This is a genomic window from Chelatococcus reniformis (assembly GCF_014640075.1).
Classification (GTDB): domain Bacteria; phylum Pseudomonadota; class Alphaproteobacteria; order Rhizobiales; family Beijerinckiaceae; genus Camelimonas; species Camelimonas reniformis.
In genome coordinates this window covers 74,694-96,308 of record NZ_BMGG01000007.1, presented here as the reverse complement: position 1 = coordinate 96,308, position 21,615 = coordinate 74,694, and the positions used below count along the sequence as shown (strand labels likewise).

The window sequence follows — 21,615 nt, the reverse complement described above, 5'->3', positions numbered from 1 at the left end:
GACTCACACGTCCTCGAGCAGGACGCTGATGTCGAGCGTCGAACGGACGCCCAGCTCGCGCCCCTCCGTCGCCAGGAAGGCATCGGCGGCGCGGCGCCCCTCGTCGCGGAGCATGGTGAGGAAGGCCCACTCGGCGTTCAGCTTGGAGGAATAGCCGAGCTCGAGCATGAGATCGCTCTTGATGCGATGCATCCGCATCCGGGCCCAATGGGCGCCTTCCGCATGGCCCGGATCGGCCACCTGCTTGAGCAGGGCGCACATGCGCAGCTCCTTCAGTGTGGCGGAATTGAACGAGATCTCGTTCAGCCGGTCGAGAATGTCGCGCGCCGAGCGGGGTGCCTTGTCGCGCGCGACGGGATTGATCTGCACCAGGATAGTGTCGTCCGACTGGCACTCCCGCACGAGCGGTGTGATCGTGGGGTTGCCCATGTAGCCGCCATCCCAGTAGGCCTGCCCGTCGATCTCCACGGCCTGGAACAGGAAGGGCAGGCAGGCGCTGGCGAGCAGCACGTCGGGGGCGATCTCGGCGTTGCGGAAGACGCGGACGCGGCCGCTCAGCACGTTCGTCGCGCTGACGAACAGCTTGATGCGGCTCTTCGACAGGCGCTCGAAGTCGATCGTCTCGTCGAGGATCTTGGCCAGCGGATTGCCGCCGTGCGGATTGACGTCGTAGGGCGAGAAGATGCGCGCCATCAGATCCATGGTCACGAAGGCGGGCGAGTAGTCCAGGCTCCAGCGTCCGAACAGAATGTCGAGCGGGCCGCGCTGGAAGGGGCTCAGGAGGGCCGCCTTCGAAACGGCGCTCCAGAAGCGCTCGAGCGCCGCCCGGGCGCCATCGCGGCCGCCCGCCTCGAAGCCGTCGATGAGGACGGCGGCATTCATGGCGCCGGCCGAGGTGCCGGAAATGCCGTCGATCTGGAGCCAGGGCTCCTCCAGCAGCCGGTCGAGCACCCCCCAGGTGAAGGCGCCATGCGCGCCGCCGCCCTGTAAGGCAAAGTCCACGAGAAGGGGCGCGCGATCGCGCGCGGGAGCTCCGGCCGGCATGTCATCGTCCTCTGCACGTTCGTTTCATCGCCGTGACCTGGGACGTCTCTCCGATCGGGGGCACCCGATGGGGAAGCGCTCTAGATCTAGGCCGTCCCGGCCTTCGCGGTCACATCGGGGTCGGGCTCGACCGCCGAGGGACCGTGCGCGCCTTCGGGCGGCGCATCGGGCCCGAACCAGGTGACGTAGAGGGCCGGCAGGAAGATCAGCGTCAGCAGCGTTCCGACCAGGAGGCCGCCCATGATGGCGAAGGCCATCGGGCCCCAGAACACCGTCGGCGCGATCGGGATCATGCCGAGCACCGTGGAGACGGCGGTCAGCATGATCGGCCGGAAGCGGCCGGAGGATGCCGCGATGACGGCATCCATCACCGTCTTGCCCGCCGACCGGTCCGCCTCGATCTGGCTGATCAGGATCACCGCGTTCTTGGTGATCATGCCGATGAGCGCGAGCACGCCGAGGATGGCGACGAAGCCGAGGGGCCGGCCCGACAGCAGCAGGGCACCCACCACGCCGATCAGGCCGAGCGGCGCCACCGACAGCACGATCACGAGCCGCTGGAAGCTTTTCAGCTCGAACATCAAGACCGTGAGCATGATCAGCAGCATCACCGGCACCACGGCGATGACCGATGCCTGGGAGCTGGCGCTCTCCTCGACGGTACCGCCCACGGCAACCTGGTAGCCGCCCGGCAGCGTCTTGCGGAACGCCTCGATCTTGGGGGCAAGGCTGCTCACCACGCTCTCAGGCAACGCGGTGCCGGCCACGTCGGCCTGCACCGTGAGCGTGGGGATGCGATCGCGCCGCCAGACCACCGGATAGTCCTGGCCGGGCCCGAAGGTGGCGAACTGGCTGAGCGGCACGGTGCGCCCGCCCGGCAGCGGCACCTGCAACGTCGGCAGGGTGCGCAGCGAGACGCGCTCCTCGTCGGTTGCGCGGGCCACCACGTCGACCAGATAGATGTCGTCGCGCACCTGGGTAACGGGTGTTCCGGACAGCACGGTGTTGAGGACGCCCGCGAGCGTCTGGGTCGACAGCCCGAGCAGGCGTGCCTGGTCCTGGTCGACTTTGATGCGCACCTGGCGGGTCGGCTCGATCCAGTCGTAGTTCACCTTCTCCGCCAGCGGGCTGCTGGCGACGACGGCGGCGAGATCCAGCGCGATGGCCCGCACCTTCTCGATGTCCGGCCCGGAGACCCGGTACTGGATCGGCCAGCCGACGGGAGGCCCGAGCTCCAGCGGATAGACGCGCGAGATCAGCTGGGGGAAGTGGTTCGCCAACAGCGTTTCGAGCTTTGCCCGCAGCCGTTCGCGCGCCGGCACATCCTTGGCGACGATCACCGCCTGGGCGAAGAAATCGTTCGGGAGCTGCACGTTGAGGGGCAGGTAGAAGCGAATGGCGCCCCGTCCGACATAGGTGCTCCAGCGCGCAACGTCCGGATCGCCCTTGAGCGCCGCGTCGAATTGTTCGGCTACGGTCGCGCTGGCATAGATCGACGCGTTCTGCGGCGAGGCGAGATCCACCATCAGCTCGGGCCGATCCGACGATGGGAAGAACTGCGAGGGGATGAGCGGCAGCGCCAGCACCGACAGGACGAACAGGGCGAGCGTCGCGGCGAGCGTGACCCAGCGCAGCTTCAGGGCGAGGACCAGGAACCGGCGGTAGAGGCCAAGCACGCCGCCCGGCCGGTCGGGATCGACCCCCTCCTTGCGCTGCGGCGCCTTTAGGATGAGCACCTGAAGCAGCGGCGCGAACAGCACGGCTATGAACCAGGACACGATGAGGGCGATCGACACCACCGCGAACAGGGTGAAGGTGTATTCGCCGGCGCCGCTGGCGGCGAAGCCGACGGGCACGAAGCCGGCCACCGTCACCAACGTGCCGGCCAGCATCGCCGGCGCGTAGGCCTTGAAGGCGTAAGCCGCGGCCGTCGCCTTGTCGTCGCCGGCGGCCAGGCGGTTGAGCGTCGCGTCGGTGGTGGTCATGGCGTCGTCCACCATGAGCGCCAGGGCGATGATGAGCGCGCCGAGCGAGATGCGCTGCATGTCGATGTGCAGCAGCTGCATGATCGCGAACACCACGGCGAGCGTCAGCGGGATGGCGAGCGCGACGATGGCGCCGGCCCGCATGCCCAGGCTGATGAACGACACCACCAGGATGATGCCGACCGCCTGCCACAGGGATTCCATGAATTCGGCGATGGCGTTGTCCACCGTCACGGCCTGGTCGGCGACGAGGTGAGGCTCGATGCCGATCGGCAGCGAAGCCGTGATCTGCGCCATGACGCGCTTGATCGCGGCCCCCATGGCGAGGATGTCGCCGCCGTCGCGCATGGCGATGGCAAGGCCGATGGCGGGCTGGCCGTTGACGCGGAACATCGGCTGCGGCGGATCGGCCAGGCCGCGGCGCACGGTGGCGATGTCGGCCAGGCGCAGCAAACGGCCGTCGACCACGAAGTTGATGTTGGCGATGTCCTGCTCGGAGCCGAAGGAGCCGGAAACGCGCACGGACAGGTTCTCGTCCGCCGTCTGGATCTCGCCCGCCGGGCGCACGATGTTCTGGCTTTGCAGCGCGGTGAGCACGGCGGCGCGGTCGATGCCGAGACGGGCCAGCTCCTGCATCGAGAATTCGAGAAAGATGCGCTCGTCCTGGGCGCCGAGGATCTCGATCTTCGAGACGTCCTTCACGCCGAGCAGCTTGGAGCGGACCGCCTCGACCTCGTCGCGCAGTTCCCGGTGCGTGAAGCCGTCGGCGGTGAAGCCGTAGATGATGCCGAAGGTGTCGCCGAATTCGTCGTTGAAGCCGGGACCGACCACGCCCTGGGGCAGGGTGTGGCGCATGTCGCCGACACTCTTGCGGACGTGATACCAGATGTCCGGCACCTCCCGGGCGGTGGCGCTGCCCTGGAGGTGGACGAAGATCGTCGCGACCCCCGCCTTGGTGTAGCTCTCCAGGCGATCGAGCTGCGGCGTTTCCTGGAGCGTGCGCTCGAGCCGCTCCGTGACCTGCTTGAACGTGTCCTCGACGGTGGCGCCTGGCCAGGCCGCCTGCACCACCATGGTCTTGATGACGAAAACGGGGTCCTCGGCGCGGCCCAGCCGCTGGAAGGCGAAGACCCCGGCGGCCACCGCCACCGCCATGAGATAGATGATGACGGAGCGGTGCTTCAGCGCCCATTCCGACAGGTTGAAGCCGCTCACGGCTGGGCCCCCAGGAGGCGGACCTGCTGGCCGGGGTGAAGTGCCTGGACGCCGGCGGTCACCACGATTTCCGCCGGCTTGAGGCCGCTGGACACGGCCACAGCGGCGGGCGTGAAGCGGTCCACCGTCACCTGCCGCAGCGCCACCGTGTTCTTGTCGGGATCGACGACCCACACCGCCGGCTGGCCGTCGATTCGGGTCAGGGCGCTCGCCGGGATCTCGATGACCGGGCCGGTTTCGACCATGACCCGACCGACGACGGTAGAGCCGAGGCGCATCGCCTCGGGCGGGTTGTCGATACCGACACGCACCGCGAAGGTGCGGGTCACGGCATCGGCCTGCGGCGCGATCTCCCGCACCCGTCCGATGGCCGTAACCGACGGATCGTTGGTCAGGCTGATGCGGATCTCCGGGTCCCCCGGCGCCGTCTGCAGCATCTGGGCGGGGACGTCGAAGACGGCGTCGCGGCCATTCTGCCGCGCGACGATGACGATCGGCTGGCCGGGCTGCACGACCTCGCCAGGCTCGGCCCGGCGCTGCGTCACCGTGCCGGCCGCATCGGCCTTGAGCTCGGTGAAGCCGAGGCGATCCTGCGCAATGCGCACCTGCGCCTCGGCGTCCTCCACCTGGGAGCGGGCGGTCAGGTTGGCCTGCTCGGCCTGCTCGTACTGTGCGCGCGTGGTGAAGCCGCGGGAGAGGAGCTGGCGCTGGCGGTCGTAGGCATTGCTCGCCTGGTTGAGCTGGGCGCGCGCCGCCGCGAGGGCAGCCTGGGCGGAGCGTAGCGCGTTCTGCTCGTTCTGTGGATCGAGGCGGGCCAGGACCTGGCCCTGGCGCACTCGGTCGCCCACGTTGACCAGTCGTTCGACGATGCGGCCGCCAATCCGGAAGCCATAGGAAGCCTCATTCTGGGCCTCGACATGGCCGGTGAGGACGATGTCGTCGCCGGCGATGCGGTTTTCGGTCGTCACCGCGCGCACCGGCCGGCTCTCGGCCTTCACGGCCTCGGGCTCGGCGTTGCAGCTCGCGAGGGCAAACGACACGGCGGCCGGCAGAACCACCGCCAGGAGGCGCCGCGGCTTCCCCGCGGGCCGCAATGTGATCCCATGGGGACGATCAGAGGATAGATCTTGGGGAGCGGGCAATGGCGGATCCCTCTGCTGTCGCGGCCATGGCGCGTCGGCTGGGTCTATGCCCCGAAGAGGCTCTCGCCCGTGACGCCCCCGTGTAGGGCTCAGCCCGGCGGGCTACCCCCTTGCCGGCGTCCTCATCCGGCCGAGATGGCCGAGGCCGTCCCGTCTCACCTAGAGCATAGCAGGGTCGGGCTGGAGAAAAAGCGCCGATTGTCCCGCGCCTGTTCGCAGCATCCCAGATTGTGCGCTGCACCCGTGCGCGAGCTTGGCCAGGGGCTTTTAGGCGAGGAGCGACGATTCGACTCGACCACCCTGTGCTCCAGCTTCCCGTGGCACGTCGCAGCATGCTCGCTGAATTGGGGCTTCATGTCCCCGATGATGTCGACGTTCGGGTCGATCCCGGCCGCCGCGGCCTTGAAGCTGACGTCGGCATCCAAAGCGGTGGTCCCGGCCACCGGGCCGCGCCGGTCGCGAATTGTCAAGATCAGGGTCGCCATAGACGCGCCGCGGCGATGAGGGGCGAAGCAGGGAGGACAGCGATCCACCCGGGCCAAACCGGGCAAGCGCGAAATCGGCGACCGGGGCAAATGGGCGCGATCGCTATCACGGATTTTCAACTGGCAAACAACAGTAAACGGCGCCTCGCCAAGTCTCCGTAAGTTTGAGGCGCGGCGCATAGACTTGGGACTCCTTGACAATTCCCCCATGGGCGCGGCGATGTAAAGCTGCTGTGGTCCGGGTGCCGTCCTGATGGGGCCAGGCATCGAACCGTGCGAAAGCGGCAGACAGGAGGTTGCGCCATGGCCAGGCAGGAGATCCTCGACCGCATTCAGAAATATACGCAGCCGTTTCGCGTTGCCGATGGCCGCGACTTCCGGCTCGATGCCTTCGATCCAGGCGACACCTGCGGCCTCAAGATGGACAAGGGCGACGCGGCCGAACTTTTGCAGCGCGGCACGGAATGGCTGGCCGAGGAGCAGGAGATGCTCTACGCCCAGGATCGCTGGTCGCTGCTGCTCGTCTTCCAGGCCATGGACGCGGCCGGCAAGGACGGCACCATCAAGCACGTGATGTCCGGCATCAATCCGCAGGGCTGCCAGGTCTTTTCGTTCAAGCAGCCCTCGCGCGAAGACCTCGATCACGACTTCCTCTGGCGCTACGTCAAGTGCCTGCCCGAGCGCGGGCGGATCGGCATCTTCAACCGCTCCTACTACGAGGAGGTCCTCGTGGTGCGCGTGCACGAGGAGATCCTGAAGGCGCAGAACCTGCCGCCGCAGCTCGTCGGCAAGCGCATCTGGGACGAGCGCCTGGACGACATCGCCCATTTCGAGGACTACCTGACCCGGCAGGGCGTCGTCATCCTCAAGTTCTTTCTGAACCTGTCGCCGGACGAGCAGAAGAAGCGCTTCCTGAAGCGCCTCGACCGGCCCGAGAAGAACTGGAAATTCTCAGCATCTGATGTGAAAGAGCGGCAATTCTGGCCGAACTACCAGCATGCCTTCCAGGAGGTCATTCGCGCCACGGCAACCAAGCACGCGCCCTGGTACGTCGTGCCGGCCGACCACAAGTGGTTCACCAGGCTGGTGGTGGCCGCCGCCATCGTGGAGGCCGTCGAGCAGCTCGATCTCACCTACCCGAAAGTCGACGCCGCCAAGAAGAAAGAGTTCGCGGCCATCCGTGCCGATCTCGTCGGTGAAAAATAGCCTGTCGCATGGGGTGCGAGCATCCGATTGCGGAACCGCGCCCCGGCTCCCTTCACCTGAAGCACGTCGCGCGCATCGGATGAGTCCACCCCGTCGCGAAGCGCGCCAGGACATCGCCGTCGCACGCAGCGCACGGTGGCTGAGAAGCGATCCGGGCTCGACGCGCCGGAGCCACGGCCGACGCCCGGGAGAGCATTGATGGATACGGCGATCTCGGTTCTCGGCGGCGTCGGCCTGTTCCTGCTCGGCATGACGGTCATGACCAGCGGGCTCAAGGCGCTGGCCGGCTCGTCCCTGCGCGCCGTACTCGGCAAGGCGGCGGCGAACCCCGTGTCCGGGGCGTTCTGGGGTGCCGTCGTCACGCTCATCGTGCAGTCGTCGAGCGCCACCACGATGACGACGATCGGCCTGGTCAGCGCCGGCCTGCTCACCTTCCCCCAGGGCCTTGGACTGGTCTTCGGCGCCAATATCGGCACCACCGGAACCGGCTGGCTGGTGGCGCTCATCGGCGTACGCGTCTCGCTCACGGCCGCCGCGCTGCCGATGATCTTCGTCGGCGCGCTGATCAAGCTCCTGGGTCGTGGCCGCGTCGCGGCGGCGGGCGGCGCGCTGGCGGGGTTCGCCCTCGTGCTCTACGGGCTGACGACGCTGCAACAGGGCATGGGCGGGTTGGCCGAGCAGCTGCAGCCCGCCGATCTGCCCGCTGTCCTCGGAGCCGAGGGGGTCAGTTGGTGGGCGGGCCTGATCGGCCTGCTGACGCTGGTCGTCGTGGGGCTGGTGATGACCGCGGTCATGCAATCGTCGACAGCGGCCATCGCGGTCACCTTGTCGGCGCACTATGCCGGCGCCATCGGCCTCGACCAGGCCTGCGCGCTGATCATCGGGCAGAACATCGGCACCGCCACCAGTTCCGCCCTGGCCGCCATCGGCGCCAGCAGCACCGCCAAGCGGCTGGCGCTGGCCTACATCCTGTTCAAGCTCATCGCCGCGGTGATCGCGCTCGTGCTGTTTCCACTCACCATCCCCCTGCTCGCACGCGCCGCCAGCAGCATCGATGGGGTGACCCTGCTCGCCGCCTATCACACTGCCTACAACGTCGTCGGCGTCCTGGTGCTGCTGCCGCTGATCAACCGCTTCACGGCCTTCGTCGAGCGGCTGCTGCCCGAGCGCGCCTCGCCGCTGACGCGTTGCCTCGATCCGGCGGCGCTGGAGACGCCGGTCGCCGCAGTCGAGGCGGTGCGGCGGACGGTGGCGCGGGCCCTGGCCGCCACCTGCCGTGCGGTCGACGGGGCGCTGGCCGCCGCCGGCGCTGGCAGCGGCGTTCCCGCCGCCTCGGCAGCATCTTGGGCCGCGGCCGGGGATGCCCTGCGCCAGGCGCAGGCGTTCATGTCCGAAGTCAAGGGGCCGCCAGGATCGAAGGGCGAGCAGCACCGGCTGACCAGTACGTTGCATGCGCTCGACCACGCGTCGCGGCTGACCGAGATCGCGGCCGAAGGCGTCACCCTTGGCCCGGCGCCCGGGCTGGACGAGGAACGCGCGATGCAGCTTGCCGCCGAAGCGATGCGGGCGGCGGCCGCGCTCGCCGACGACGTCGCCGCGGTGCCGGGTGAAGCGGTCGCGGTCGCCGCCCACGGACCGGGGCCACTGGCCGAGTTGACCGCGGCCGCGGCCGCACTGCGCGAATTGCGACGGACCCACCGCGAGACGACGCTGCGCTCCGTCGCCCAGGGCGCCACCACCGCGGGCGAAGCCATCACCGATGTCGACGCGGTCCGGCGCCTGGAGGCGCTCGCCCATCACGCCTGGCGTTCCGCCGGCCACCTGACCGATCAGCCGGCTGCGGCACGACTGCGACGGGATGATGGGGCCGAGCCTTCCGACCGGGTTTCCATCGAAGCGGACAGGCGGCTGGGCTGAGCCCACCACCACAGCCCGCATGGGTGGCTGGACGCCGGACCCTGCATTGGGGCAGGCTCGTAGGTGCATCCCGGCAGACGCGGTCACCGGCTCGATCGGCCGGGGGGTTGTCACGGCCCGACGCGTTGTCCATACGCGTTACGGTGCCAAGCGGAAGAGCCTTGGGCCCTTGGGAGTGACGTCAGGTCACCGGCTGCGTGTCACCTGCACCAGCCGGCCGACCGCTGACCGATAGCATCTGGAGTCGCCATGTCTTGGGAGCAAGAGGTCGCCGAACTGAACAGCCGCAGAGAGCTGGCCAGGCGAATGGGTGGCGAGGAGGGCATCGCCAGGCAGCGCGCGCGTGGAAAGCTCACGGCGCGGGAGCGGATCGACGCCTTCGGCGACAAGGACACGTTCCGGGAGTTCATGGGGCTGGTCGGCTCGGCGCAGTACGAGGGCGACAAGGTCGCCAGTTTCACCCCGAAGCCCCAAGTGGAAGGTACGATCAAAGTCGACGGGCGCAAGGTCGTCTTGAAGGTCAGTGACTTCACGGTGAAGGGGGGCGCCGGCGGTTCCGTTACCGGGCTGCTCGGGCAAGAGCTCTCGGCCAGTGAGCGCGCCGTGGAATGGCGCTTGCCCATGGTTCGTCTGCTTGACGCGGCGGGCGGCAGCGTTCGCGGCTTTGAGGAACTGGGGCGCACTTATCTGCCCGACGGCAATTCCTTCACGGCGCCCGACGTCCGCCTGCTTTCGCTGGTGCCGGTTGTCTCCGCGGTGCTCGGCTCCGTCGCCGGCCTCCCCGCGGTGCTGGGACCGCTGTCGCACTTTAGCGTGATGGTCAAAGGTATCAGCCAGATCTTCCCCGGCGGGCCGCCCGTCGTGAAGGCGGCCCTCGGCTACGACATCACCAAGGAAGAGCTTGGCGGCGACGCCATCCACGTGAACGTCAGCGGCTGCATCGACAACCTCGCGGAAACCGAAGAGGACGCCTTCTCGCAGATCGGCAAGTTCCTCAGCTATCTGCCGTCCAGCGTCCACGAGATGGCGCCGCGCGGGGCGACCGAGGACCCGGTCGACCGGGCGGACGAGGTGCTGCTGGAGTTTGTGCCCAGAAACAGGCGCCGGCCGTTCGACGGGCGCAAGCTGATCCAGCTCGTCGTCGACAATGGCTCGTTCTTCGAGATCGGACCGCGGTACGGCCGGTCCCGAGTCACGGGACTGGCGCGGTTCAACGGCTACCCCGTCGGCATCATGGCCAACAACCCGATGGTCGGCGGTGGTGCGACGGACGTGGCGGCGGGCGCCAAGGCCATGCGCCTCATACAGCTTTGCAATACGTTTCATGTTCCGTTGATCTCCCTGGCCGACGAACCAGGCTTTCAAGTTGGCCTGGAGTCGGAGAAGCAGGGCATCGAGCGCGCGGGCGCGCGCCTCGTGTCGACGGTCTGCCTGAGCGAAATGCCATGGTGCACGGTGGTCGTCGGCAGGCTGTTCGGTGTCGCCGGGCAATGTCAGCACAGGCCATCCGGCATGTTTCGCCGGTTCTGCTGGCCTTCGGCGAGCTGGGGATCGATGCATATCGCCGGCGGTGCGTCCGCCGCCTACCGCCGCGAGATCGAGTCCGCGCCGGACCCGCAGGCCAAGCGCCTGGAGATCGAGGCTCGCCTGAACGCCATCGCCTCGCCGTTCAGGACCGCTGAAGTCACCGGACAGGACATCGTCGATCCGCGGCAGACGAGAGCGTTGCTGTGCGAGTTCGTCGAGGATGCGCAGCGCATCGTTGCGACACAGATCGGCACTCCATCGATGCCGTATCTGCCGTGAATTGCGACGCTTCCGACTAGAGCTGATGGGTTCCCTTCAATATTCATCCAATGCTTGGTCTTACCTGAGCATGGTCTAGAGCGTTTTCGAGCGCCGGTTCGCGTGAAGAAACCGCGACAAATCAAACAGATAAAGTATTTCGGCGATTCGAAGAAACGCGGAAATGCTCAAGACTGGCCGGGTGAAGCCCAGTTGAGCCGCTGAGCTCATCCTGCCGGTCGGTCGACGGCGCGCTGCCCGCCGCAGCGCCCGACGGTGCCGCGGTGCCCGGTGAGGCAGCCCCGCCGGCCACCGCAGACGGCGCGGAGGCGCTGACCCGGATGGCGGGCGCGGCGGAAGCGCTCGTCGAGCTGCGGCGGATCCACCGGGAGACGGACGCTGAGATCGGTGGCGCAGGGCTCAACGACGGCCGGCGAAGCGATCACCGACGTCCGTGCCGTGCGGCGCCCGGAGGCGCCGGCCCATCGTGCCTGGCGCGCGGCGGCGCATCTCACCGGTCGGCCGGCCGGCGACCTGGGGCTTGAGCATCTCGCCCGGCCGGACGGCCGTCATCCCACTGGGCCATGCGCCGGCCCTCGGACGCCGGCCTCGACCGCAGTCACGGCCTGGCGTAGCGCCGGGGACGAGCGGATGACGAGCTTTTCCGCCTCGACGACGAGGAAGAACACCAGCCCACCGGCGAGCAGCCAGGGCCACACCCAGAGCGGAACCGCCTCGTTGCCGAACACGGCCTGGAGCGGCGGCGCGTAGGTGAAGGCGAGCTGGAGGACGACCACGGCGGCGATGCCGAGCGGCAGGTATTTGTTGCCCAGATGCGCCGCGGGGGAGAGCGAGGAGTCGATGAGATAGCGGCTGTTCAGGAGGTAGAAGACCTGGCCGATGGTGATGGCGTTGACCGCCACCGTGCGCGCCAGCCCGTCCGACGCGCCGTTGGACTTCATCCAGAAGAAGGCCACGAGGGTGTAGGCAAGCAGCGTCAGCCCGACGAGGACAATGCGCCAGATGCCGAAGCCGGTTACGATCGCCCGGTCTACGGCGCGCGGCGGCCGGCTCATCACGTCGATCTCATGCGGCTCGAAGGAGATCACCAGGCCCAGCGCCACGGAGGTCACCATGTTGACCCAGAGCACCTGCGGCGCCGTGAGCGGCATGGTGAAGCCCAGAAAGATGGCGACCGCGATGACCAGCGCCTGGGCCACATTGGTCGGCAGCAGGAACAGCATGGCCTTCTCGATATTGTTGTAGACCGTGCGCCCTTCCCTCACCGCCGCGGTGATGGAGGCGAAGTTGTCGTCGGCCAGGATCATACCCGCCGCCTCCTTGGTGACCTCCGTGCCCTTGATGCCCATTGCGACGCCGATGTCGGCCTTCTTGAGCGAAGGCGCGTCGTTGACGCCGTCGCCGGTCATCGCCACCACCTGCCCATTGGCCTGGATCGCCTTGACCAGGCGGAGCTTGTGCTCGGGGCTGGCCCTGGCGAACACGTCGACGCTGCGCACGCGCTCCTGGAGCGCGGCCGTGTCCAACGTCTCGATCTCGGCCCCCGTCAGCGCCGTCCGGCCGTCCCCGATGCTCAGCATCTTGGCGATGGCCGCCGCGGTGATCTTGTGGTCACCGGTGATCATGGTGACGCGGATGCCGCCGGCGTGGCATTCCCTGACGGCCTCGATCGCCTCCTTGCGTGGCGGATCGAGCAGGCCGATCAGGCCCACCAGGACGAGGGTCCTGGGCAGGTCGGCCGGGCTGAGGCCGCCCGCCGGCACCCGCGGGTTTGCGAGCCAGGCGAGGCCGAGCACCCGCTCGCCCTGGGCCGCGAGTTGGTCGGAGGCCCGCATGAAGTGCTCGCGATCCAGCGGCGCGACCGCGCCGTCCGCGGACTGCTGACGGTCGCAGTGATCGAGGATCACCTCCGGCGCACCCTTGACCAGCAGCATGGTGCCGCCGTCCGCCGAGCGCTGCAGGGTGGCCATGAACTTGTGCTCGGATTCGAAGGGGATGGCGTCGATGCGTGGCGCTGCCGCCTGCTCGGCACCGCGCTCCATGCCGAGCTTGGCGGCGAAGGGATAGAGCGCGCCCTCGGTCGGGTCACCCTCCACCCGCCACGCCCCGTCCTTCTGAAACAGCTCCGCGTCGTTGCAGAGCAGCGAGATGCGCCCCATGAGCGCCAGTACCGGCGCCGCGCCAACGGGCGCCCCGTTCCGGGTGACCTCGCCTTCCGGCGCGTAGCCGTCGCCGGAGACCTGATAGGCGTCCTCCGCGGTGACCGCGGAGACCACCATCATCTCCATGAGGGTCAGCGTGCCCGTCTTGTCCGAGCAGATGCGCGACACCGAGCCCAAGGTCTCGACCGCCGGCAGGCGGCGGATGATGGCGTTGCGCTGGGCCATGCGCTGCACGCCGATGGCCAGGGTGATGGTGATGAGCGCCGGCAGGCCTTCCGGAATCAGCGAGACGGCGATGCCGGTGACCGCCTGGAACAGCTCGACGAACTCCATGCCCTTCACCCACCGGCCAAAGGCGAAGATGAGCACGCTGAGCACGCCGATGACCGCGGTGATGGCGTAACCGAAGCGCTTGATCTGGCGCAGCAGGGGCGTCTCCAGCGCACTCACGCCCGCGAGCAGCTGGTTGATGCGGCCGAGCTCGGTGTCGCTTCCGGTCGCGACGACCGCCCCAGTCGCGCGGCCCGACACCACCATGGTGCCGGAGAAGGCCATGCCGTGGCGATCGCCTACGGTCGCGCCCGCAGCGACCGGGTCGACGGATTTCTCCGCCGGTATGGATTCGCCGGTGAGCGCAGCCTCCTCGGTGCGCAGGTTCTTCGCCTCGACCAGCCGCAGGTCGGCGGGGATCTTGTCGCCGGACTCCAGTTGCACGATGTCCCCGGGCACCAGCGTGTCGGCGGCGAGCATGCGCGTCTCGCCGCCACGGACGGCCCGCGCCTCGGCGGAGAGCATGTTGCGGATCGAATCCAGCGCCTTCTCGGCCCTACCCTCCTGGACGAAGCCGAGCAGCGCGTTGAGAACGACGACGGCCAGGATGATGGCCGCATCCACCCACAGGCCCAACATCAGCTTGACGAAGCCGGCGCCGAGCAGCACGAGCACCAGCACGTTATTGAACTGGGTCAGGAAGCGCGCCAGCGGCCCGCGCTTGCGGCTTTCGGGCAGCCGGTTCGGCCCGTAGGTCTCGAGCCGGGCCTGCGCCTCGGTGGCGCCCAGACCCGTCTCCCGGTTGGTGGCGAGACGCGCGAGCGCCTCATCCGGCAACATCGCATGCCAGGCATCGCGCACCACGGCCGCCTCTGCTCCCGCGCCCATGCCCATCCTCCATGTCCTCCCGGCCCGCCGGTCTTGCCGCCGTGCATGGCCCAACACTGCAACGGCCGTGCGCCGGCAGCGTGCCGGAGCGTGGGCTTGCCCCAGGTGGCGCAGTTCCGGTCACACGCGAACCGACGGGGCGCCGAGGTTGGGACGGCCAGCGTATCCACACGCACGACCGTCAACAACCGAGCCTAACTGAATTCGGGACGCTCCGACGAAACGCGGGACGAATCGCCAACACATCGAGGTGTCGTCTGCCGTCCTCAGACTCCTCCCTTGGACAGGCGCCCCTGTGTGTCACCGCATCGGAGTCGAGGGCGCAGCGGCCGCCAATGAGCCTGGAACACCTTGCACAGAGACGGGACGTTGTGCCGATGATCTGCATGTCGACCTTGCGTAGAATGAACGCATTCGCAGAATCACTTCGCTTTACTGGTTCTGCGAGCCGTTCAACTTTTGGGTCGGCGGCGTGCCGCCGTCGCAGCGGCGTGCTGGCTGGCGCCGGCGCGGCGCGCGCCACCCGCCCGCTCCCTCGCAGGGCGACGATCCGGAGGAGGATCTTCCCATGAAGCGTGTCCTGGCGCTCGGGCTGCTGACCGCCGCGTTGGCGGCCTGCGACCCCTACAACCGCACCGACCGTACCGTCGGCGGCGCCGCCATCGGCGCGGGCACGGGAGCGATCATCGGCGGCCTGGCGAGCGGGCGGGCCGGCGGCGCACTGGCGGGAGCCGCCATCGGCGGCGTCGGCGGCGCGATCGTCGGCAACGCCACGACGCCGGGCGGCCGCTGATCCGGGGCGCCCGGGCGCAGCCTGACCACATGACCTCGATCCGATGGGGCGTGCCCGGCCCTGCACGGGAGCCCGGAGCGTTGCGCGCCCCGCCGGCGCGACCGGCATCGGCCAATGTGATCGGCGTGGAATCCCGCATCTACTCAAAACGTCTCATTCTTGCGGGGGCGCCACAATTGTCGTTGTTCAGCGATGTACTTCGTTTATTCTTGTCATGTCGTCCGCGTCCCCTTCAGATGGGGAGGAGTGTAGCCATGAGAGTCGCACGTATTTTGACCTTGAGCCTTGGCTTGGGAATCGCCGCCCTGGCCGTGCCGATCGACAGCGCCGAGGCCGCCTCGCGCAGCAGCGCGATGAAAGCCTGCAACGCCCGTGCGACGCATGCGTATCCGCGCGCCCACGCCTACGGCGCGAGCCGCAACCGGGCCCACGTCTATACCGCCTGCATGCGGCGGAAGGGCTTTCGGGCCTGACCTTCGAGCACCGGCCGACGGCCGGCTGCGCGGCATGACGAGCGGGCCTCGCACGGCGGGGCCCTGTCGGCGTGGCTTGACGGCACCGCCGCGCCGCTGATCTAGTGCCGGCGGCGAGACCCCCACCCGCTCGCGCACGGCTTCGGGCCGGTAACAGCGAGGCGTGATGGACGGGCGCGAGATCCGCATCTTGCTCGGGATATGCACGGCCATCCTGGCCGCCGCGGCGCTGCATCTGGCGCGCTCGGTCACAATCCCGGTGACCTTCGCCCTGTTCGTCATCGCGCTGGTCTGGCCCTTGCAGGCGCTGCTCCAGGCACGCGTGGCCAAGCTGCCGGCCATGGTGATCACACTCGTGGTGACGATCGCCACGGTCGGCGCCCTCGGCTACCTGATCCTCTGGGGGTTCAGCCAGGCCGGCCACTGGCTGGTCGCCAACGGCGGGCGCTTCCAGGCGCTCTACAGCGAGGCGGCCGCCTGGCTTGAAGGCCATGGCCTCTATGCCGCAGGCACGCTGGCCGAAAGCTTCAACGTCAGCTGGCTGCTGCGCATCTTCCAGGGTGTGGCGACCCGGCTGAACGGCATCGTCGCCTTTGCCGTGCTGACCCTGATCTTCGTCATGCTCGGCCTGCTGGAGGTCGACATCCTGCAGCGCAAGCTGACCCGCGCCGCGCCCGGAACGGCCGGCGAGCGCCTGCTTGCGGCCAGCACCAGCATCGCCCGCAAGCTGCGCACCTACATGGTGGTGCGCACCGTCATGAGCGTGCTGACGGGCCTCGCCGTCTGGGGGCTGACCGCGATCCTGGGGCTCGAACTGGCACTCGCCTGGGGCGTGATGGCGTTTGCGCTGAACTACATCCCCTTCGTCGGCCCGCTGGCGGCGACCCTGCTGCCCACCGTCTTCGCCCTCGCCCAATTCGGCTCGTGGCAACTGGCGACCACCGTATTCGTGGGCATGAACGTCATCCAGTTCTTCAGCGGCAGCTACATCGAGCCGCGAGTCGCCGGCAACGCGCTCGCCATCTCGCCCTTTATCGTCCTCTTGGCGGTGTTCTTCTGGAGCTTCATGTGGGGCATCCCCGGCGCCTTCATCGGCATTCCGGTGACCATCGCCCTGCTCACGGTCTGCGAGCAGATCCCGTCGAGCCGCTGGGCCGCGGATCTCCTCTCCGGTCGGGCAGACCCGGCTTGAGTGATTCGGGGACGTGGCGACCGACGGCGAGCCGCATCCGCTAGCCGGCACCGGCAGCTGCCATGGCCAGGCAGCCGCGGCAGCGTCCTGTCCCGCTACAGCAGGAAGATGGCCAGCAGCACCAGCGCCAGTGCGTGCAGCGCGATGACGGTTCTCAGAAGCCGCAGGAAGCCGCGATACGCCTGTTCGTGGGCGGCATAGTCCCCGTCCGCCACTGCGCTCGCTGACGTGGCGGACGGGCTCGAGCCGTAGGAGTGTTCGGTGATGGCAGCCATCGGTCGGCGCTCCCATCGTTGGATGATCATCCAATAACGGCGGCGACCCCAAAGCGTTCCTGCCGATGGACCGTGCGGCGCAGAAAGCTGAGCGCCGATCTACATTGCGAATGACCGTTCCGTGCCTGCGGTGGCAGACGCCGCGAGCATGTCGCGATCACACTTGATCGGTTCGAAAACGCTCCACGTGTTTGAATCTGAGGACGCTTTTCACTGAACGTGTGGCCACCCGCTCGGGGGGAAGCGCTTTAGCCCCCGCTTGTGGACACACCGGTCCATCGGCGGAAAGCTCGATGAAGGCTGCTGTGCTCGGCAAATCCGGCACGGCAGCAACCCCCTCGTCGAGTTCCGACGATCAGCCAGGAGATAGATGGCCAGGTCCCGCCGCGCTTCGTCCTTCAGCAGTTGAAAGGTAATGCCTTCCGCAGTCGCTTCGATAGTTATGCTGAGTATGAGGCCTTGTATGGCCCCGACACCGCTCACACCGGCGAGTTGGATCTGCCCCGTGTGAAGAGCTTCCGGCAGTTGCCGCTCGCGGGTCCGGGCTCGCATCGAGAGGGCTGACGCATCGGTCGCCAAACAGGCCGCTTAATCTCTTCGCCTTAACGGAAAGACCCCGTTCGCAAAAGCGGACGGGGTCATCGCGCCAACGCTATGCGGCGGCTTGGCTCAAGAAGCCAAGTGCCGCGGCCTCGGCACTCAAACGCTCGCACATGGCCCGCGGCATCTGACGGGCCGACTTGATGCGCGGCAGTTCGAGTTCAGGGATGCAAGCCTCACCGTCGCCGAACAGGGCCTCGTATTCCGAGTAGTTGTCGAAGCGCCGACGGGTAACGTTGTCGACGAAGGTCTCTGCCGGCGCGCCCTCGGCGAGAATCAGCGCGTGATCATCGAGCTCGATGTGGAAGTAGGTGAAGCGAGCGTCCGGCCGCTCGACTCGAGCGATGCTGCTGCCGTTCACCAGCGCTCCGGCCTGCACCAGCACCCCGTCGACGAGCAGCGCATGGTCCGGCGATAGCAAGAGATCGCGGACCGGCAGCCCGCCGCCGAGTGCGCCGGCAACGATCCGCACCGGGTAGGCCTGCACCGGATCGGCGAACATGGCGACGACCTGCCGACGGCCGATCCAGCGCACCGGGCGCGAGCGGCCATCGGCGCCGAGCACCAGATCGCCGATGCGGAGTTCCTCGACCGCCACTTCGCCGTCGGGCGTCGCGATCATGGTGCCGGCGAGGAAGCAGGCATAGCTGACTGTGCCAAGGGCCGGATCGAAGACGAAATGGGTGGGGTCAAAATTGCCCGACAGCGTGACCGAGGACAGGATGTGCGTGTACCAAACGCTCTGGACGTCCACCGCCTGAATGGTCATCGTGCCGTCGCCGTTGCCAATGGTCCTGAACTCGGTGATGTGGGCGTCGCCGAACAGCAACAGATCGCCCGAGCCGAAACCTTGGACGGTGAGGCCGGATTGATTGGGATTCGCGTAGTCGAGCACACCGCCCGGAAGTTTCACGGTCCCGTGGCCAACCCCGCTGAAGATGACCGTCTCGCCGACGATCCCGCCGCCGCCGGCAGTCGCGCCCGAGAAATCCAGCGTCGATGCGCCCTCGACCTCATAGGTCGCGCCCGATCCTCCGGTCCACCCCGTATTGACCAAGGTGCCCCCGTTGGCGACCTTGATCACGGAATTGGTTCCGGTATCGAGATATGCCGTCGACACGGAGGCGCCATCGACAACGAGTGTCGACCCCGTTCCGAAAAAAATGCTTTGGTAGGATGTGCTCGTGCCCAGCGACGTTGTCGCTCCACTCGCGACATTCAAGTCAACCATTGGTCCAGCCTGCCATCAGATGTGTATGATGATTTTGCGTATTACTTGCGTAACGCGCAGCCGAAATCCGCCGCACGCGATAACGCGCCGGCCGTAGAAGCAAAATCTCCCTTTGAATCAGTACGAGCGCGCTCTTTTATCAGCGTCTTGTTCATCGACTGTAAAAAGGCCGACGAATCTTTACTACCCGCGCATTATGCACAATTCAGCAAAACTTGCGCATGCCTAATACGTGATAGGTCGGCCGTACCCAGCAAGCGATATCGACATACCTAGAAAGTGGTAGTCGGACGCGAGGACTGGCCACGCCACGGGCTACAACTCGCACTTGCTTTGACCGCAGGGAGCCCAGCCGCAACAGGTCGTGTCCCGTTGATTGGTGTAGCTCCGCGGTAGCGGAGGCGGTCGCCCGCGCTCTCGTTGAGAAGGGCTGTAGCGGGCGATCGCCGGCGCGGCGGTCATCGGCGGTTCGCCGATAAGGTCGGGTTGCGACAGCCAACCTGAACCGAGGACCACCGATGACCGACGAGATGATGAGCCTGAAAGAGCTGCTGGAGAAGACCCCCTGATGCCGATCTGCTGCGGGAGATGATCGGCTTTGCCGCGCAGCGGCTGATGGAACTGGAGGTCGGCGGCCTGACTGGTGCGGGCGATGGCGAGAGGAGCGTGGAGCGGCTGGCACAGCGCAATGGCTACCGCGTGCGGGATTGGAAGACCCGGGCCGGCACGGTCGAGTTGCGGATTCCAAAGCTGCGCAAGGGCTCTTACTTTCCCGGCTTCCTGGAGCCGCGCCGGCTGGCCGAGAAGGCGCTCACCGCGGTGGTCCAGGAGGCCTACATCCAGGGCGTCTCGACCCGCGTGGTGGACGATCTGGTGAAGGCCATGGGCGGCTCCGGCGTTTCCACCGCCTTGAGCGATGATCCATCGTCAACTTGCCCTTACGGCAGCCTGATACCCGGCCAAGCCGAACAGCGTCGTAGCCGCAATCAGCTACACCACGCCTGGGGACACGATCGATGCAACAGGAGCGAATGAACGGTGACGGTCGACCGGACCGGTGTCGGTTTACGCTCCGGCAGGGGTCCCGGCCTACGGAACGCAGACGGGCCGAATGAGCTCGGCCGCGGCCGCTTCGAGCTCCATTCGGTCGTTGCCACGATCCCGGATGAGCTTAAGGACCTGCTGCCGCGTCAGGCGATGCCTTCGGGCAAAGCTATCCACTTCGTACTCGCCGACCTTCGACTTGTGGCTTGCCATCAGAGGCTCTCCTGGTAATCCTGCTGCTGCGACAACGGCTGAGAGGGGCTCTGGTTTCCGCGAGCGTCGACGACCAGGAACTTATTTTCGAACCAATGTTCGATCCCGACGTTAACCCTTCCATCCTGAGATGTATTCGGCATGATTACTTCACTTCATGGCTCGCAATCTGCTTCCCATCCTACTCGGTATCGTCGCTCCGCTGCTGAGCACCTGCTGGCTGGTGTTCGTTCACGGCTGACAGCGAGCCTGGGGAGGTTGCCCGCGCGTCCCGAAGCTAGGCCCGGAAACGCGGGGGCCCGGCGCTTTAGTTTGCGCGCTCTAAAGCCAATCCAGCGAGTCACAGGGCAGAGTCGATGGAAATTCATGCCGCGCGATCCCGCGTGCTCCGGTCGCGGCCGATAGCCGTTCGTGGAATCGAAGCGCCACACCGTGACATAGGCGGATCAGCCTGGGCCATCGGTGCGCTTCTCAGAGCGTTCCTCGACCAGGCTGATCCAATGCGAGCTCAGAGCATTTGAATATCAGGCTTCTCTACGCTAGCGACGCGCTCGAAACGATCGGCCAGGCCCTAATCCCTGTCGGGCTTCTCGGAGAGGATCGCGCCCGTGCGCGCATCCGCGTGGAATTCCAGGCGCTGACCTGCCTTCAGCCCTTCGCCCTCCCACCGGCCGTCATCCGCCTCCAGTTCGTAGATATCGGAGTAGCCTGCTGCGGCGAGCTTCTGCTTCACCTGCTCGGCCGGCATCCAATCCGCCCCGGGAACATCGGCCCACGCCGCCCCGGCGGTTCCGACGAACATTGCCACCACTGACGCCAACAGAATTCTCATGGCCTCGCTCCTGTACACATCCGCGGGAGGAAACCCGATCGGCAAGGCCCGGGTTCCCGAAAGACCGATAGCTGCATATCGCGCCGGCGCGAGCCGGAGCGGCGGCCTTACGGGATCAGGAACTCGAGATGGTGCCACTGCAATCCCGGCCAGCGAAAGATCCAAGCCAGCAGCGAGTACCCCCCGCCCACCACGAGGAGGGCGGCGAAAGATGCGGCACCGGCCCCTTCTAGGCCACCGAGCAGAGCCCCGCCAAACGCTGCCAGCAGCACGATGCCGCCGACGCAGAGGGTAGGGACGCTGCTCTCGTTCGGCCTACTCGCGCTCATCTCTCTGGGCCCGCTCGCGCTCATGGCCCCAAGCTGGGGCGCGGCAGGCCGGGTCGCAAGGCGCGGACCACTCGACGCCTGGTTGGCGAGGCCGCCGTCGGTGGCGCGTGCAGCGCGCGCAGCCGTCGCGCCGCGGAACATTCAACCGCGCTCTCCATTTTCCTTGTCCAAACCAAGGGGAACGACATGAAGCTGTTGATATTGAGTGCGTGCGCGCTCGGTCTAGCGACGAGCGCGATGGCGCAGACTGCGCCCGCTGCAAATCCCGGCGCACCGGCCAACCCAGCTGTATCGACGAAGGACGGCAACAATCCCGGCGCTCCCGCGGGCGGCGCCAACAGTTTTACCGAGGCGCAGGCCAAGAGCCGGATCGAATCGAGGGGCTATTCCGAGGTGACCGCGCTGAAGAAGGATCAGGACGGGATCTGGCGGGGCAAGGCCGCCAAGGCGGGACGCACCCACGACGTGGCCGTCGACTACCAAGGCAATGTCGTCACGAAGTAACGAACCCGA

The 21,615-nt window shown here is 67.4% G+C and carries 17 protein-coding genes and 1 pseudogene; 8 read left to right on the top strand and 10 right to left on the bottom strand.

Going from position 1 to position 21,615, the window contains the following annotated elements:
* Positions 1-3: 3 nt before the first annotated feature.
* The 4 genes from IEW34_RS19240 to IEW34_RS19225 form a co-directional block, all read right to left on the bottom strand.
* On the bottom strand, positions 4-1,044 hold the full coding sequence (locus tag IEW34_RS19240) for a patatin-like phospholipase family protein (RefSeq protein ID WP_188610843.1): 1,041 nt from the start codon (positions 1,042-1,044) through the stop codon (positions 4-6).
* 86 nt (positions 1,045-1,130) lie between these two features.
* Positions 1,131-4,244, bottom strand: coding sequence for an efflux RND transporter permease subunit (locus IEW34_RS19235; RefSeq protein WP_188610842.1), 3,114 nt, complete (start codon positions 4,242-4,244; stop codon positions 1,131-1,133).
* A complete protein-coding gene (locus IEW34_RS19230) occupies positions 4,241-5,284 on the bottom strand; it encodes an efflux RND transporter periplasmic adaptor subunit (RefSeq protein ID WP_244642095.1) in 1,044 nt (347 codons plus the stop codon). Before IEW34_RS19230 ends, IEW34_RS19235 begins: the two co-directional genes overlap by 4 nt.
* Before the next feature lie 257 nt (positions 5,285-5,541).
* Complete coding sequence (locus IEW34_RS19225) at positions 5,542-5,871, bottom strand: hypothetical protein (RefSeq protein WP_188610841.1); 330 nt, start codon at positions 5,869-5,871, stop codon at positions 5,542-5,544.
* A gap of 303 nt (positions 5,872-6,174) precedes the next feature.
* On the opposite strand from IEW34_RS19225, the gene IEW34_RS19220 reads away from it, so the two are divergent.
* From IEW34_RS19220 to IEW34_RS19210, 3 genes are all read left to right on the top strand, one after another.
* A complete protein-coding gene (locus IEW34_RS19220; protein ID WP_188610840.1) occupies positions 6,175-7,077 on the top strand; it encodes a polyphosphate kinase 2 family protein in 903 nt (300 codons plus the stop codon).
* A 198-nt stretch (positions 7,078-7,275) separates the two neighbouring features.
* Positions 7,276-8,994 carry a Na/Pi cotransporter family protein gene (locus IEW34_RS19215; protein WP_188610839.1) on the top strand — a complete coding sequence of 573 codons (1,719 nt, stop codon included), beginning with the start codon at positions 7,276-7,278 and terminating at the stop codon, positions 8,992-8,994.
* Between the two features lie 249 nt (positions 8,995-9,243).
* On the top strand, positions 9,244-10,800 hold the full coding sequence (locus IEW34_RS19210; RefSeq protein WP_188610838.1) for an acyl-CoA carboxylase subunit beta: 1,557 nt from the start codon (positions 9,244-9,246) through the stop codon (positions 10,798-10,800).
* Between the two features lie 548 nt (positions 10,801-11,348).
* On the opposite strand, the gene IEW34_RS19205 is transcribed toward IEW34_RS19210, so the two are convergent.
* Positions 11,349-14,120: an HAD-IC family P-type ATPase gene (locus tag IEW34_RS19205; protein ID WP_188610837.1), complete on the bottom strand. Its 2,772-nt coding sequence runs from the start codon at positions 14,118-14,120 to the stop codon at positions 11,349-11,351.
* A gap of 568 nt (positions 14,121-14,688) precedes the next feature.
* Between IEW34_RS19205 and IEW34_RS19200 the strand changes: the two genes are divergently transcribed.
* From IEW34_RS19200 to IEW34_RS19190, 3 genes are all read left to right on the top strand, one after another.
* Positions 14,689-14,913 (top strand): YMGG-like glycine zipper-containing protein, encoded by a 225-nt coding sequence (locus IEW34_RS19200; protein ID WP_188610836.1) that lies wholly within the window; start codon positions 14,689-14,691, stop codon positions 14,911-14,913.
* Between the two features lie 254 nt (positions 14,914-15,167).
* The gene (locus tag IEW34_RS19195; protein WP_188610835.1) at positions 15,168-15,386 is read left to right on the top strand and encodes a hypothetical protein; all 219 of its coding nucleotides are present in this window, start codon (positions 15,168-15,170) and stop codon (positions 15,384-15,386) included.
* Positions 15,387-15,552: 166 nt separating this feature from the next.
* The gene (locus IEW34_RS19190) at positions 15,553-16,578 is read left to right on the top strand and encodes an AI-2E family transporter (RefSeq protein WP_188610834.1); all 1,026 of its coding nucleotides are present in this window, start codon (positions 15,553-15,555) and stop codon (positions 16,576-16,578) included.
* A gap of 95 nt (positions 16,579-16,673) precedes the next feature.
* On the opposite strand, the gene IEW34_RS19185 is transcribed toward IEW34_RS19190, so the two are convergent.
* A complete protein-coding gene (locus IEW34_RS19185; RefSeq protein WP_188610833.1) occupies positions 16,674-16,853 on the bottom strand; it encodes an aa3-type cytochrome c oxidase subunit IV in 180 nt (59 codons plus the stop codon).
* Positions 16,854-17,505: 652 nt separating this feature from the next.
* The gene (locus IEW34_RS19180) at positions 17,506-18,573 is read right to left on the bottom strand and encodes a Hint domain-containing protein (RefSeq protein ID WP_188610832.1); all 1,068 of its coding nucleotides are present in this window, start codon (positions 18,571-18,573) and stop codon (positions 17,506-17,508) included.
* 629 nt (positions 18,574-19,202) lie between these two features.
* Here IEW34_RS19180 and IEW34_RS19175 point away from each other — a divergent pair.
* Positions 19,203-19,587: pseudogene (locus IEW34_RS19175) on the top strand (transposase); the annotation flags it as partial.
* A gap of 186 nt (positions 19,588-19,773) precedes the next feature.
* Here IEW34_RS19175 and IEW34_RS19170 read toward each other — a convergent pair.
* The 3 genes from IEW34_RS19170 to IEW34_RS19160 form a co-directional block, all read right to left on the bottom strand.
* Complete coding sequence (locus IEW34_RS19170) at positions 19,774-19,941, bottom strand: DUF3606 domain-containing protein (protein ID WP_188610831.1); 168 nt, start codon at positions 19,939-19,941, stop codon at positions 19,774-19,776.
* A 571-nt stretch (positions 19,942-20,512) separates the two neighbouring features.
* Positions 20,513-20,773 (bottom strand): PepSY domain-containing protein, encoded by a 261-nt coding sequence (locus IEW34_RS19165; RefSeq protein ID WP_188610830.1) that lies wholly within the window; start codon positions 20,771-20,773, stop codon positions 20,513-20,515.
* Between the two features lie 107 nt (positions 20,774-20,880).
* Complete coding sequence (locus tag IEW34_RS19160; RefSeq protein WP_188610829.1) at positions 20,881-21,102, bottom strand: hypothetical protein; 222 nt, start codon at positions 21,100-21,102, stop codon at positions 20,881-20,883.
* A gap of 186 nt (positions 21,103-21,288) precedes the next feature.
* Here IEW34_RS19160 and IEW34_RS19155 point away from each other — a divergent pair, with 186 nt between their 5' ends.
* A complete protein-coding gene (locus IEW34_RS19155; RefSeq protein WP_188610828.1) occupies positions 21,289-21,606 on the top strand; it encodes a PepSY domain-containing protein in 318 nt (105 codons plus the stop codon).
* Positions 21,607-21,615: the final 9 nt, after the last annotated feature.

Bases quoted from the DNA above. Each gene is read 5' to 3' on its own strand.
- IEW34_RS19240 (WP_188610843.1), bottom strand. From the start codon at position 1,044: ATGCCGGCCGGAGCTCCCGCGCGCGATCGCGCGCCCCTTCTCGTGGAC.
- IEW34_RS19225 (WP_188610841.1), bottom strand. From the start codon at position 5,871: ATGGCGACCCTGATCTTGACAATTCGCGACCGGCGCGGCCCGGTGGCC.
- IEW34_RS19220 (WP_188610840.1), top strand. From the start codon at position 6,175: ATGGCCAGGCAGGAGATCCTCGACCGCATTCAGAAATATACGCAGCCG.
- IEW34_RS19215 (WP_188610839.1), top strand. From the start codon at position 7,276: ATGGATACGGCGATCTCGGTTCTCGGCGGCGTCGGCCTGTTCCTGCTC.
- IEW34_RS19210 (WP_188610838.1), top strand. From the start codon at position 9,244: ATGTCTTGGGAGCAAGAGGTCGCCGAACTGAACAGCCGCAGAGAGCTG.
- IEW34_RS19205 (WP_188610837.1), bottom strand. From the start codon at position 14,120: ATGGGCGCGGGAGCAGAGGCGGCCGTGGTGCGCGATGCCTGGCATGCG.
- IEW34_RS19200 (WP_188610836.1), top strand. From the start codon at position 14,689: ATGAAGCGTGTCCTGGCGCTCGGGCTGCTGACCGCCGCGTTGGCGGCC.
- IEW34_RS19195 (WP_188610835.1), top strand. From the start codon at position 15,168: ATGAGAGTCGCACGTATTTTGACCTTGAGCCTTGGCTTGGGAATCGCC.
- IEW34_RS19190 (WP_188610834.1), top strand. From the start codon at position 15,553: ATGGACGGGCGCGAGATCCGCATCTTGCTCGGGATATGCACGGCCATC.
- IEW34_RS19185 (WP_188610833.1), bottom strand. From the start codon at position 16,853: ATGGCTGCCATCACCGAACACTCCTACGGCTCGAGCCCGTCCGCCACG.
- IEW34_RS19170 (WP_188610831.1), bottom strand. From the start codon at position 19,941: ATGGCAAGCCACAAGTCGAAGGTCGGCGAGTACGAAGTGGATAGCTTT.
- IEW34_RS19165 (WP_188610830.1), bottom strand. From the start codon at position 20,773: ATGAGAATTCTGTTGGCGTCAGTGGTGGCAATGTTCGTCGGAACCGCC.
- IEW34_RS19160 (WP_188610829.1), bottom strand. From the start codon at position 21,102: ATGAGCGCGAGTAGGCCGAACGAGAGCAGCGTCCCTACCCTCTGCGTC.
- IEW34_RS19155 (WP_188610828.1), top strand. From the start codon at position 21,289: ATGAAGCTGTTGATATTGAGTGCGTGCGCGCTCGGTCTAGCGACGAGC.